General features: G+C 62.4%; 10 protein-coding genes and 1 pseudogene. 6 read left to right on the plus strand and 5 right to left on the minus strand.

The genetic code is table 11. The annotated features are described in order from the left end of the window. The 3 genes from ACIX9_RS21035 to ACIX9_RS21045 are packed head-to-tail and all read left to right on the plus strand — an operon-like array spanning nt 1 to nt 5,748. Nucleotides 1–1,335 carry a TolC family protein gene (locus ACIX9_RS21035; protein ID WP_013582206.1) on the plus strand — a complete coding sequence of 445 codons (1,335 nt, stop codon included), beginning with the start codon at nt 1–3 and terminating at the stop codon, nt 1,333–1,335. A 4-nt stretch (nt 1,336–1,339) separates the two neighbouring features. Next, entirely contained in the window at nt 1,340–2,647 is a 1,308-nt protein-coding gene (locus tag ACIX9_RS21040; RefSeq protein WP_013582207.1) for an efflux RND transporter periplasmic adaptor subunit, read from the plus strand. Next, complete coding sequence (locus ACIX9_RS21045) at nt 2,644–5,748, plus strand: efflux RND transporter permease subunit (RefSeq protein ID WP_013582208.1); 3,105 nt, start codon at nt 2,644–2,646, stop codon at nt 5,746–5,748. Before ACIX9_RS21040 ends, ACIX9_RS21045 begins: the two co-directional genes overlap by 4 nt. Before the next feature lie 182 nt (nt 5,749–5,930). On the opposite strand, the gene ACIX9_RS21050 is transcribed toward ACIX9_RS21045, so the two are convergent. The 4 genes and pseudogenes from ACIX9_RS21050 to ACIX9_RS25110 form a co-directional block, all read right to left on the minus strand. Further along, nucleotides 5,931–7,496 carry a tetratricopeptide repeat protein gene (locus ACIX9_RS21050; protein ID WP_013582209.1) on the minus strand — a complete coding sequence of 522 codons (1,566 nt, stop codon included), beginning with the start codon at nt 7,494–7,496 and terminating at the stop codon, nt 5,931–5,933. Nucleotides 7,497–7,526: 30 nt separating this feature from the next. Beyond that, a complete protein-coding gene (locus ACIX9_RS26095) occupies nt 7,527–7,778 on the minus strand; it encodes a hypothetical protein (protein ID WP_157478250.1) in 252 nt (83 codons plus the stop codon). 87 nt (nt 7,779–7,865) lie between these two features. Beyond that, on the minus strand, nt 7,866–8,507 hold the full coding sequence (locus ACIX9_RS21055) for an FMN-binding negative transcriptional regulator (RefSeq protein ID WP_013582210.1): 642 nt from the start codon (nt 8,505–8,507) through the stop codon (nt 7,866–7,868). A gap of 255 nt (nt 8,508–8,762) precedes the next feature. Next, nucleotides 8,763–8,906 (minus strand): annotated as a pseudogene (locus ACIX9_RS25110) (dehydrogenase); the annotation flags it as partial. A 375-nt stretch (nt 8,907–9,281) separates the two neighbouring features. Between ACIX9_RS25110 and ACIX9_RS21060 the strand changes: the two are divergent. From ACIX9_RS21060 to ACIX9_RS21070, 3 genes are all read left to right on the plus strand, one after another. After that, nucleotides 9,282–9,677, plus strand: coding sequence for a DoxX family protein (locus tag ACIX9_RS21060; protein WP_013582212.1), 396 nt, complete (start codon nt 9,282–9,284; stop codon nt 9,675–9,677). A gap of 186 nt (nt 9,678–9,863) precedes the next feature. After that, a complete protein-coding gene (gene alaC, locus ACIX9_RS21065) occupies nt 9,864–11,045 on the plus strand; it encodes an alanine transaminase (protein WP_013582213.1) in 1,182 nt (393 codons plus the stop codon). A gap of 140 nt (nt 11,046–11,185) precedes the next feature. Continuing rightward, nucleotides 11,186–12,070, plus strand: a complete 885-nt coding sequence (locus ACIX9_RS21070) for a helix-turn-helix domain-containing protein (RefSeq protein WP_013582214.1) — start codon at nt 11,186–11,188, stop codon at nt 12,068–12,070. On the opposite strand, the gene ACIX9_RS21075 is transcribed toward ACIX9_RS21070, so the two are convergent. Beyond that, nucleotides 12,067–12,513 (minus strand): hypothetical protein, encoded by a 447-nt coding sequence (locus tag ACIX9_RS21075; protein WP_013582215.1) that lies wholly within the window; start codon nt 12,511–12,513, stop codon nt 12,067–12,069. The genes ACIX9_RS21070 and ACIX9_RS21075 overlap by 4 nt on opposite strands. Nucleotides 12,514–12,522: the final 9 nt, after the last annotated feature.

Consider the following 12,522-nt stretch of genomic DNA (forward strand, 5'->3'; position numbering starts at 1 on the left):
ATGAAGAAGCACTCCTTCATCCTCTGCACGGGGTTGGCCCTGGCCCCAATGGCCAGCCGGCCCCTGCCAGCCCAGCAGGCTCCCGCCGCACTCCCGGTCATCACCCTGGACGAGGCCCTCGCCCGTGCTAGCAACAGCGAGCCCGCCTACGCCGCTGCCCAGGCCGCCAGCAAAACCGCCGCGCTGGACCGCTCCATCGCCAGATCAGCCCTGCTCCCCTCCATCACCTATCACAACGCATACCAGTTCACCCAGGCCAATGGCTCCACCAATCAGGCCGGCCCATCAGGTTCGCAGTCCTCACCCAAGTTCATCGCCAACAATGCCGTCCACGAGTACTCCAGCCAGGGCGTCGTCAACGAGACCCTCGGCCTCGGCCAGCTCAACGCAGTCGCCCGAGCCTCCGCCGCCGCAGCCGTCGCCAACGCTGAACTTGAAATCAGCCGCCGCGGCCTCACCGCTACCGTCGTCACCCTCTTCTACTCCGCCACCACCGCCCGCAACAAGGTCCAGGTAGAGCAGCGCGCAGCCGATGAAGCCACCAGCTTCGTCAACCTCACCACCAACCGCGAAGCGGCCCGCGAGTCCGCACACGCCGACGTCCTCAAGGCCCAGCTCACGCAGCAGCAGCGCCAGCGCGACCTCGCCGACGCCTCCCTCGCCGCAGAAAAAGCCCGCCTCGATCTCGCCGTCCTCCTCTTCCCGGACCCCCGCACCCCATACGACCTGGCCATCCCCCCGGCCAAGCCCCTCCCTACTCAGCCCGAGATCGAAGTGGCCGCCAAGACCGGCAACCCGGAGCTCCAAAGCGCCCTCGCCTCCCTCCGCGCCGCCAACCTCGATATCAAAGCCGCCCAGTCCGCCTACCTCCCAGACCTAGCCCTCAACTACACCTACGGCATTGACGCTGAGCAGTTCGCCGTCAACGGCCCCGGCGGCGTTCGCAACCTCGGTTATTCTGCCTCGGCCACGCTCGACATCCCCATCTGGGACTGGTTCTCCACCCAACACAAGATCAAACAAACCCAGATTCTGCGAGACTCCGCCAAGGTCGCCCTCACCTCGACTCAGCGAACCCTCATCGCTCAGTTGGAAGAGTTCTACAACGAAGCCTCCTTGTCTGAGCGCCAGCTCACCTCCCTCCAACTCACCGTGGACACCGCCCGCGAAAGCCTTCGCCTCACCCGCCTCCGCTACACCGCCGGCGAGTCCACCGTCCTTGAAGTCGTTGACGCCCAAGGCACTCTCACCTCAGCCGAGCTCGCCCTCGCAGACGGAAACGTCCGCTATCAGCAAGCCCTTGCCAACCTCCAACTCCTCACCGGAACCATCTAAACCCATGACCCCAAACCAGGCATCCGGCTCTCGCGCTCTCATTCTCGTCGCCCTGCTTCTCACCGCCGGCGGCTGCAAAAAAACCGCCCCCGCAGACGATGCGGATAAACCCGTTATTACTGTTCAGGCCGTCCACCCCACAGAGGGCCCCATCACAGAGGACATTCTCGCCGATGCCATCCTGGCCCCCCAGGCTCAAGCCGCGCTCCAGGCCCGCATCACCGCACCCGTCAAGGCCTTCTACGTCCAGCGCGGAGCTAAGGTAAAGGCCGGTCAGGTCCTCGCCACCCTTGAAAATCAGGACCTCGCCGCCGCCGCTCTGGATAATAAGGGCACCTACACCGCCGCCCAGGGGACCTATACCACCGCCACCCGCCAGCAGGTCCCGCAGGAGGAGACCCAGGCCCGCCTCGATCTCGAGCAGGCCCGCTCCACCCTCGCCCTCGACCAGTCCATCCTCGACGCCCGCACCCAGCTCTTCACCCAGGGCGCAATTCCCGGCCGTGACGTCGACACCGCCCGCTCCACCGTCATCCAGGCCAAAGCCGCCTTCGACATCGCCCAGCAGAAGTTTGAATCCATCAAGAGTGTAGGCAAAACGGCGTCGCTCGAGACCGCCGAAGGCCAGCTCACCTCCGCCAAGGGCAAATACCTTGGAGCCGAAGCCCAGCTTAGCTACACCAGCATCCGCACGCCCATCTCCGGCATCGTCACGGAGCGCCCTCTCTTCGCCGGTGAGACCGCCGCAGCCGGAACCGCCATCATCACCGTCATGGACACCTCTGTCCTCCTCGCCAAGCTTCACCTGGCCCAGCGTCAGGCCCAGCAACTCGCCCTCGGTGCGGAAGCCGAGATCGCCATTCCTGGCCAGGACGAACCCGTCAAAGCCAAGGTCTCCCTCATCAGCCCCGCACTCGACCCCGGCAGCACAACAGTAGAAGTCTGGCTCAAAGTTGCAAACTCCGACGGTAAGCTCAAGGCCGGAACCGCCGTCCACGCCACCATCCAGGGACGCACTATTCCCAAGGCCCTCACCATCCCCGCAGACGCAGTCCAGCGCTCCGCAGAAACCGGTGGCAAGATGGTCATGATCATCGCCACCGACGGCACCGCCCACAAGCGCAATGTCACCGTAGGCATCGCCACCGCGGAAACCGCCCAGATCACCTCCGGACTCACCCCCTCAGACACCGTCATCACCACCGGAGGGTACGGCCTGGACGACGGTACCAAGGTCAAGGTCGGTCCGGCAGAGGATAAGGACAAGGCAGACGCAGCCGATGCCAAGCCCGCAGCGGGGGAAAAGGAATGACCAACTCCCCTGCACCGAAAGAATCCTTCTGGCTCACCACCGCCGCCAAGCCCATCTTCTTCTTCCTCGCCGTCCTCACCCTCGCAGGCGTCTACGCAGCCTTCCAGGTCCCCATCTCCGTCTTCCCGGACACCAACTTCCCCCGCGTCGTCATCGGCGTAGACAACGGCGTCATGCCGGTCGAGCAGATGCAGGTCACCATCACCAAGCCCATTGAAGACGCAGTCAACAGCGTCCCAGGCCTGCAGACCGTACGCAGCACCACCAGCCGAGGCTCCGCCGAAGTAAGTCTCTTCTTCGACTGGAACGTAGACATGTTCCAGACCCTCCAGCTCACAGACGCAGCCCTCTCCAAGATCCAGTCAGAGCTCCCCGCCACCGCGAAGATCACCACAAATCGCCTCACCTTCGCCACATTTCCCATAGTCGCCTACGCCCTCACCGCAGACGATCGTGGTCCCGACACCATCTCCCGGACGGCTCTCTGGCAGATCGCCACCTATCAGCTCAAGCCGCCCCTCAACCGTGTCCTCGGCGTCAGTACCGTCGTCGTCCAGGGCGGCCAAGTCCCAGAGTTCCACATCGTCCCCGACCCCGCCAGGCTCCAGGCCGCCGGCGTCACCGTCCTCGACATCGTCAATGCCGTCCAGGCCTCCAACATCATCGACTCCCCCGGTCTCTACGAAGCCGACCACCAGCTCATCCTTGGCCTCGTCGGAGCCCAGGCTCACGACGCCGAAACCCTCGGCCATCTCATCGTTAAAACCTCCGCCTCCGGCAATCCCATCCGCATCTCTGACATCGCCACCCTCGGCCCCGCCACCCTCCCCGTCTACACCCGCGTCGCCGCCGACTCGCACCCCGCCGTCCTCCTCAATATCACCCGCCAGCCCTCCAGCAACACCGTAGCCGTAGCCACCGCGGTCGCCGCGCAGGTCGCAGCCCTCAGCAAGACCCTCCCGCCCGGTGTCCACCTCACCCCCTTCTACGACCAGTCAGAGCTCGTCCATGAAAGCATCGCCAGCGTTCGAGACGCCATCCTCATCGGCCTCGTTCTCGCCTGCGTCATCCTCTTCCTCTTCCTTCGTGATTGGTCCTCGTCCCTCGTCGCCGGCCTCGTCATCCCCGTTACCGTCGCCATCACCATCCTCTTCCTCTGGATCATCGGGCAGAGCTTCAACCTCATGACCCTCGGCGGCCTCGCCGCGGCCATCGGCCTCGTCATCGACGACGCAATCGTCGTCGTTGAAAACATAGTCGTCCACCGGGACTCAGGCCAATCCCGCACGGAGGCCGTCCGCCTCGCACTCCGCGAGATCACCATCCCCCTTATCGGCTCCACCATTACCCCCGTGGTCGTCTTCCTCCCGCTCATCGGCGTCACAGGCGTCACAGGCAGCTTCTTCCGCGCACTCGCCGTCACCATGACCGTCGCCCTCCTGACGTCGCTCATGCTAGCCCTCAGCTTCACCCCCGCCCTATCCCTTTCCCTGCTCCGTCAAGCAGAGCCTGGCACCGGAGCCAAGCCCCACGCAGAAGAACACGGCCCCTTCATGCGCCGCGTCCTCGCCCTCCACGGCACCGCCCTCAACTGGACCATCCAGCGTTCCTGGGCCCTCATCCTCATCGCCGCTGTCCTTCTTGTCTCCGGCTATCTCGCCTACGGCCACCTCGGCTCCAACCTCCTTCCCGCCATGGAAGAAGGCGCATTCGTCGTCGACTACATCATGCCCGCCGGCTCCTCCCTCGCCGCCACCACCGCCGTCCTCGACCAGGTCGACCACATCCTCCACGCCGACCCCGACGTCCTCATCACCACCCGCCGCACCGGCCTCCAGCTAGGCCTCGCCGCCGTCACCGAAGCCAACACCGGCGATATCTCCGTCCGCCTCAAACCCGGTCACACCCGCGGCTTTGACGAGATCACCGCCGACCTCCGCGCCAAAATCAAGGAACAGGCCCCACAGCTCGACGTCGAATTCGTCCAGGTCCTCGAAGACATGATCGGCGATCTTTCCAACTCACCCGAGCCCATCCAGATCAAGCTCTTCTCCACCGACACCGCCCTCCTCCACGACCTCGCCCCCAAAGTCCAGGCCGCCATCGCCGCCATCCCCGGCGTTGTCGACACCCAGAACGGCATCGACAACACCCTCAGCGGCCCCGCCACTAACTTCCAGGTCGATCCCTCCGTCGCCGCCCGCCTCGGCTTCACCCCCCAGGAGATCGCGGAAGACGCCACCTCCCTGCTTGACGGCCTCCCCACCAACGAGCCCATGATCATCGCCGGCCGCCCTTACACCATCCGCGTCCGCATGGCAGACGAGCATCGTGCCTCCCTCGACGCCATCCAGAACACAGTCTTCAACTCCTCCACCGGCCACACCGCCACCCTCGGCTCCATGGCCCAGATCACAGAGCTCCCCCCGCAGAACGAGATCCGTCGTGAAAACCTCGTTCAGGTCGATCTCGTCAGCGGCCGCCTGGAGGGCTCAGACCTCGGCGGTGCCATGGTCAAGGTCAAAGCCGCCGTCGCCGCCCTCAACCTCCCCGCCACCGTCCGTGTCGAGTTCGGCGGAACCTACCAGGAGCAGCAGAAGTCCTTCTCCGACCTCGCCCGCGTCCTCCTGCTCGCGCTCGCCCTCGTCTTCGGTGTCCTCCTCGCCGAGTTCCGCAACCTCTCCGCCCCCTTCGCCATCCTTACCAGCTCTGTCCTCTCCATCGCCGGCGTTCTCTTAGCTCTGCTCATCACTCACACGGACTTCAACGTAGCCAGCTTCATGGGTCTCATCATGGTGATCGGAATCGTCGCCAAAAACGGCATCCTGCTCCTCGACGCAGACGAGCGCGCCCGCGCTGAAGGTGCCTCCGCTCGCGACGCGATGGTCCACGCCGCCCAGCGCCGCCTCCGCCCCATCGTCATGACCGCTGTAGCCGCCATGTGTGGCATGTTGCCCCTTGCATTAGCCTTAGGCTCCGGCTCCCAGATGCTTCAACCCCTCGCCATCGCCGTCATCGGAGGCCTGCTTCTGTCCGTCCTCCTAAGCCTCATCGTCACCCCGGCTCTCTACTACCAACTCACCCGCCATCACGGCGAATAGGACCTCTTACCGTCATCCAAACGGATGCCCAAACAGGCACAGCACCCAGATCGCCAGCAGGGTAAAGCGTAAGCAGCGCCTGCACCGCTGCCCACCGACACCTCTCCTCTTCAGCCCAATCATTTTGTCGGATTTCGATAAGTCTGCTGGCGCTCATTCGATATGTCGCAAGAATCTACCCCTCACCCAAGAAGCACCCGCAGCGCCTCCGCAACCTCCGCCACCACCGACCCCCAATCCCCCCGCCGCGTCTGCCGAAACACCCGCATCCCCGGATACCAGACACTCCCGCTCCCCTCAGCCCCCCATCGCCAATCCGGCCCAAACGGCAGCAGCAGCCATACCGGCACCCCCAGCGCCCCCGCCAGATGCGCCGTAGTGTTATCGATCGTCACGACCAGATCCATAGCCGCCACCTGCGCCGCAAACCCATCAAGATCCACTATCTGATCCACCCCATCATCCATCACCAGCTCAACCCCCGCCGCCACAGCCTCCGCCACCAACTCCTCGACCTCTCCATACTGCAAACAGACCCACCGCACCCGAGCCTGTTCAAACAAACCCGCCAGCACCTCCAACTCAATCGACCGCCCCACCCCCGTATGAACATTGATCGAGCGCCAAGCCACCCCCACCACACGCCGCTCATCTCCGTACCTCTCCCGCAGCACCCGCCGCCTCTCAGGATCAGCCACCAGATACCCACCCCGCACCCCCTCAAACGCCCCAGCACTCGCCCGAAACAACCCAGGCAGGCTCCCGATCGGCAGTTGCGCTCCAATCCCCTCAGGCACCCCCACCCCATCCGCCACCACCTCAACCTCCGGAAACGACCTCTCCATCAACCCCTGTAGCCGCGCATCGCAAGCCAGCACAACCTGATTCCCCGTCTCCACAGCATCCCGCAGCATCCCTGCAAACATGATCTCGTCCCCCACCCCCTGCTCAGGCCAAAGCAGCACCTTCCCCGACTCCAACCGTTCTCCGCACCACACCGGCCACGCATACTCCCGCATCGGAGTCCCATGATCCAGCGACTCCCACCGCCCCTCGTACTTAGCCCACCCCACCCCAAATTGCCTCATCAGCAGCAACACCATAGCCTCACCAAAACCCGCCCGTGGATGCTTCGGCTCAATCGCCTGCGCCGCTCTGAAGCATCGCAGCGCCCCCTCAAGATCCCCCAACTCCCGCAGCACCTTACCAGCCCAATGCCAGGCATCCGCACTCCCCGGCTCCAGCCTCAGCGACCGTTCATATGCCTCCAGTGCTTCCTCCAGCCGTCCCAGCCGCCGCAGCGCATCCCCCATGCAACGTTCGGCCCCAGCCATCGCCGGATTTAGGGTCAGCCCGCTCCTGTACCAGGTCACTGCCTGCTCCAGTTGCTCCGCCTCCAGAAACACATTCCCCAAATTGACATGGACCTCAGCCAGGTCCGACCGAATCCTCAGCGCCTGTAGGTAGCTCTCTGCCGCCTCCCGTACCAGCCCCTGCCTCTGCAGCACATTTCCCAGGTTCGCGTAGTACGAAGCAGCACCAGGATTAAGCACAATCGCCCGCCGAATCATCTCAGCAGACTCACCCAGCCGCCCTGCTTCAAGCGAGATCATCCCCAGCAGATGCAGGCTGTCCGCATGATTCGCATCCGTCTCCAGCGCCAGCCGGTACAGCTTCTCAGCCTCATCCAGCCGCCCTGCTCGGTGATGGTTCAGACCCTCTTCGAACAACTCCCCCGGCGCACTCATCTGGCCCGTCCCCCGCTCCCACCGAGCCCCTTACTTATCCCGCGTCTGATGCTTCTCCCACTCCGCATCGGACTGCCGCCGTCCCCGTTCCACGCCTTGCGGCAAACGCCCGGATCGCCGAGCCGGAAATGAAAACTGGCACACATGATCCTCTTCCTCCCGTACCAGCGCAGCCTCAGTCGTCTGCGATGAGATCGTCCCCAGGCACGCCAGGCAGATCGAATCGATCGTCCCGTCCGCCTTCTTCCGGTGTGAAAATCTCGCCGAACCTTCCTCTGCCATAAAGTCCCCCAGTTAAGGCCAAGCTTACCGCCACTGTCAACACCACGCCATACGACTTACGTAGATGATCCTCAACCGCCTACAGCTTCACACCAGCGGACGCCGCGCCTCCACCAACTCCCGCATCACCTTCGCCTCCGCCGTCCCCAACCCATCCAGCCCCTCCATCACTCCAGCCGCATCCCGCTCATTCCGGTTCTGGCTCACCTTCCACTTCCCTTCCACGCGCACCACCTGCATCTCCAGCCCCACAATCCCGCCGCACAGCTTCGCAATGAACTCTGTCGGCGCATCCGCGACCTTCCACGGCACCGCCGCAATCACCTCATTCTCATCTGTCAGTGTCCGCAGATGCTCCAGCAGCCAGGCCGGATCTTCAACCGCACGCAGCGGCCCATAAGCATGAACCGCCACGTAGTTCCACGTCGGAACCTCCCGCCCATGCGTCAGTTTCTCCGGATACCAGGAAGCCGAGATGTAGTGTTGCGGTCCCGTAAAGATCCCCAACGCCTCCTCACCCGCCGCAAACTCCTTCCACTGCGGATTCGCCCGAGCCACATGTCCACGCAGCACTCCAAACCCGCCTGCCTCCTCATGCAGCACCATCGGAATATGTGAGGCCACCATCCCCTTCGCACCTCCCGTCACCAGCGCACAAAGCGGGTTATCCCGCACAAACTTCCGCAACGTAGGCAAATCCTCTTCAGCGTTCGTCTTCGGCGTATACATCCAGACCCACCTGCTCCGCAGCGATTTTAAGAAACCACCTTCATCATCCCGGATTCACACCCCACCCGCAACCCACCCAGATCAACCCATCCCTCTCTTTTTCCTCTATGCCCTCTGTGATTCGCTTTCGCTAAAGCACCCAATCACCAAGACAAAAACAGGACAAGAGAAGATGCCCAAGCATCCCCTCCTATCCCGCCGTGATCCGTCTTTTCCTCGTTACACCTTGTTCTTACCCGCACCGAGCCCCACCGCTCACCAGGGAATCGCCGCATTCTCCCAACGAGTAAACGTCCCCGTAGGACCATCCGGCCCCAGCAGCACAACCCGCACCACCTCACGCGACCCATCCTCCACAGACTCCGTACCCGCATATCCGCTCAGGTTCGTCTTCGTAAACGTCCTTTGGCTGCGCCGCCTCATGGACTTCTTCGGGCCAAAGTGCGGTCTTGGCGCGGCGCTCTACTCAGGCGACCCCCGCTTACGCTCGTGCCATGGTGGATCTCCTGGTAGACCGACTGTGCTGCGGAGCAAGAAGCAGACAACGCGTCCCTGACTCCACACAGCCAGCGATCCCCCATACTCCTGCGGCTATGTCCCGCGAAATCGCTATTGAAAACGCCTCTCTCGTCATATACGTTCGTCATAGATCGAACCATCCGTAATGGAGCATCCAGGCTTTCGTGCAGACCAGGAAGCTGCATATAAGGGGCGCAACTTTGCTGGCAGAGGTTTCTCGGGCAATCTCGACCGAATACTGATGGAGGATATGAAATGAAGACTTCGAAGCGCCTGACCGTTGCGTTCTGGATCGTCACTGTACTCTTTTGCCTGGAGATGAGTTTTACCGCTTACTACGAGCTTCTCGTTCTTCCGCAGGCCGCGCATGCGTTCACCCGTCTCGGTTTCCCGACCGACTCCTTCCGGGTGGAGCTCTCATGGGCAAAAATTGTGGGCGTCCTGGCCCTGCTGATCCCCGCCGCGCCACCGCGTCTCAAAGAGTGGGCCTACGCCGGCTTTGCAATCAACCTCATCTCGGCGCTGATTGCACACATCTCAATCCACGATCGCACCGCCGCCTTCATACCTTCCAGCATCACTGCTGTGCTATGGACGTTCTCTTACATCTCCTGGAGGCGGTTGGAGACAGAGCGGGGCTCAACTCGCTGATTCAACGCGAATGTCTCAACCGCGAAGGCCATGAAGCCGGCTTCGTATCCTCGAGATCCGTCTCCCGGGCCCTTCGTTCTAAACCTTGCGCGGTCGGTTTCAGACAGAAGTGCTCAAGGCGCATCCCACCATGCACTCCCTCCGTCCCGTCCCTCCCACCCATGCCATGTAATCATAAGAACCAGCATGAGAGACGATTTCCCCAGAATCCAGCGCCTCCCGCCCTACGTCTTCAACATCACCGGCGAGCTCAAAGCCGCCGCCCGTAAACGCGGGGAAGACATCATCGACTTCGGCATGGGCAATCCCGACGGAGCCACCCCCTCCCACATCGTCGAAAAGATGATTGAGGCCGCGCGCAAGCAGCAGACTCACCGCTACTCCCTCTCCAAGGGCATTCCCCGTCTCCGCAAGGCAATCTGCAACTGGTACAAGCAGCGCTTTGACGTAGACCTCGACCCCGCCACGGAAGCCATCATGACCATCGGCTCCAAGGAGGGCATTGCCCACCTTTGCCTCGCCGTGCTGGATAAAGGTGACACGGTCCTAGTCCCCAACCCCAGCTACCCCATCCACATCTACGGCCCCGTCATCGCCGGAGCGGACGTCCTCAGCGTCCCCATCACCACCTCCACCGAGGACTTCCTCAACCACATTCAGGACGTCATCCCCCGCATGACCCCTCGGCCCAAGGTCCTCATCGTCAACTTCCCCGCCAACCCCACCGCCCAGTGCGTCGACCTCCCCTTCTTTGAAAAGCTCGTCGCCATCTGCAGGGAGTACGGCATCTGGCTCGTCCATGACCTCGCCTACGCGGACATCGCCTTCGACGGCTACAAACCGCCCAGCGTCATGCAGGTCCCCGGCGCCAAGGACATCGCCGTCGAGTTCTTCACCCTCTCCAAGAGCTACAACATGCCCGGCTGGCGTGTCGGCTTCATGGTCGGCAACCCCGAGCTCGTCGGAGCCCTCTCCCGCATCAAGAGCTATTTCGACTACGGCACCTTCACCCCCATCCAGGTCGCCTCCATTCTCGCCCTTGAGGGCCCCCAGGACTGCGTCAAGCAGATCTGCGACAACTATCGCTCCCGCCGCGACGTCCTCGTTCACGGCCTCAACAAGCTCGGATGGCCCGTCGACATGCCCAAAGCCACCATGTTCGCCTGGGCCAAAATTCCGGAGCAGTACAGTCACCTCAAGTCCCTCGAGTTCTCAAAGCTCGTATTGGAGCAGGCAAAAGTGGCCATCAGCCCCGGAATCGGCTTCGGAGAGTACGGCGATGACTTCGTCCGCTTCTCCCTCATCGAAAACGAGGCCCGCACCCGCCAGGCCCTCCGTGGTCTTAAAGACATGTTCACCCGAGACTGAAACATCGCTGCTTTCTGCCTGCTTCACCGGTAAGAGATACGTCTTGCGCACCAGAAATCATGTATTCTCCGCTGGTTACATAGGTTTCACTGGCAAATTAAAACATGCAGTAGTTTTCGAAAAAAGACTACAATTTCATCGTGGAAACACATAACGAGCTCGGCGAGAAGCAGTTCCTCATCGGCCTGAACCCCGGTCCGCCGCCCGACTACGTCGCCCACGACTACTCCGATTACAGCGTCTACACCGCAGAACAGCACCGCTCTGTCTGGGAGCGCCACACCCACGACTGCACCCAGATCACCGTAGCCATGAGCCCCGCCCAGGTCCGCGGCGAGTGGCAAGGCGCCAACGGTCACATCGAACGCCGCGAAATGAACGGCGACATGGCCTGGATCGTCCCACCCAACATCCCCCACGTCATCCACTTCGACCGCCCCGCCACCCTCATCCACCTCTACCTCACCGAGTCGTTCTTCCACAAAATGGTCGAAAACGCCCCGGAATCCGTAGAATTATCACTGGTCCCCTCCATTCTCGTACGCGATAACTTCCTCGTCGAACTCGCCCACTCCCTCCACCGCGAAAGCCAGTACGGCAAGCTCTCTCCCCTCTTCACAGACTCCATCGCCACCCTCACGGCCACCCATCTGGTCCGCTCGTACAGCAACACCACTCGCAGCGTACCCGCCTTTCGCGGAGGCATGGGCCCCAGCCGCGAGCGCCGTGTCCTCTCCTACATCGCAGAGCATCTCAACGAATCCATCACCCTCGAAGAACTAGCCCGCGTAGCCGAGATTAGCCCCAACTACCTCATCGCTCTATTCCGTCAGTCAATGGGCATGACCCCCCACAAGTACGTCGTCCAGACCCGCGTAGAACACGCCCGCACCCTGCTCAAACAACGCGATCTCCCCCTCCTCGAGATCGCCCACCGCTGTGGCTTTCAGGACCAGAGCCAGTTCACCACCGTTTTTCGCCGATACTCCGGCCTCACCCCAGGCCAGTTCCGCCGCTCACTCTAAGCTTCGTCCTTCTTCTTCAAAGCTGCGCCAAACACGTTCAAGATCCCCCCGAAAACTCCCATCGCACGTCGCGCATCGGGAGAAAGCATCCGCTTCCCGATCTGAAAGAACGAAGGCGGCGTTCCCTGTGCCTCTTTCAGCACCCCATGCAACGCATCCGGATCGATATCCTTCACCAGATTCCCCGCCAGCAGCGAAAGCCGAAGAATATTAATCATCTCCTTCGAGCTCACCAGCCCAGCTACATGGTTGATGACGGTATCCTTCGCCCCCAGCAGCCCATTGATCGTGCTCAGCACATCCTTCTCATGCAGCTTTTCCAGCACCTCAAACGCCGCCAGCACTGCCTCCGCATGTTGCACCGGAGCCTCGCTCACCCGCTTTAAAAGGTCCTCGCGAGCATCAACCGGCGTATAAACCCGAAAATCCACTGCAACTGCCATCGTTCGTTC

The sequence above is a fragment of the Granulicella tundricola MP5ACTX9 genome (assembly GCF_000178975.2).
GTDB lineage: Bacteria > Acidobacteriota > Terriglobia > Terriglobales > Acidobacteriaceae > Edaphobacter > Edaphobacter tundricola.

Excerpts from the sequence above, each read along its gene's own strand:
- ACIX9_RS21035 (WP_013582206.1), top strand. The coding sequence starts at position 1 with ATGAAGAAGCACTCCTTCATCCTCTGCACGGGGTTGGCCCTGGCCCCA.
- ACIX9_RS21040 (WP_013582207.1), top strand. The coding sequence starts at position 1,340 with ATGACCCCAAACCAGGCATCCGGCTCTCGCGCTCTCATTCTCGTCGCC.
- ACIX9_RS21045 (WP_013582208.1), top strand. The coding sequence starts at position 2,644 with ATGACCAACTCCCCTGCACCGAAAGAATCCTTCTGGCTCACCACCGCC.
- ACIX9_RS21050 (WP_013582209.1), bottom strand. The coding sequence starts at position 7,496 with ATGAGTGCGCCGGGGGAGTTGTTCGAAGAGGGTCTGAACCATCACCGA.
- ACIX9_RS26095 (WP_157478250.1), bottom strand. The coding sequence starts at position 7,778 with ATGGCAGAGGAAGGTTCGGCGAGATTTTCACACCGGAAGAAGGCGGAC.
- ACIX9_RS21055 (WP_013582210.1), bottom strand. The coding sequence starts at position 8,507 with ATGTATACGCCGAAGACGAACGCTGAAGAGGATTTGCCTACGTTGCGG.
- ACIX9_RS21060 (WP_013582212.1), top strand. The coding sequence starts at position 9,282 with ATGAAGACTTCGAAGCGCCTGACCGTTGCGTTCTGGATCGTCACTGTA.
- alaC (WP_013582213.1), top strand. The coding sequence starts at position 9,864 with ATGAGAGACGATTTCCCCAGAATCCAGCGCCTCCCGCCCTACGTCTTC.
- ACIX9_RS21075 (WP_013582215.1), bottom strand. The coding sequence starts at position 12,513 with ATGGCAGTTGCAGTGGATTTTCGGGTTTATACGCCGGTTGATGCTCGC.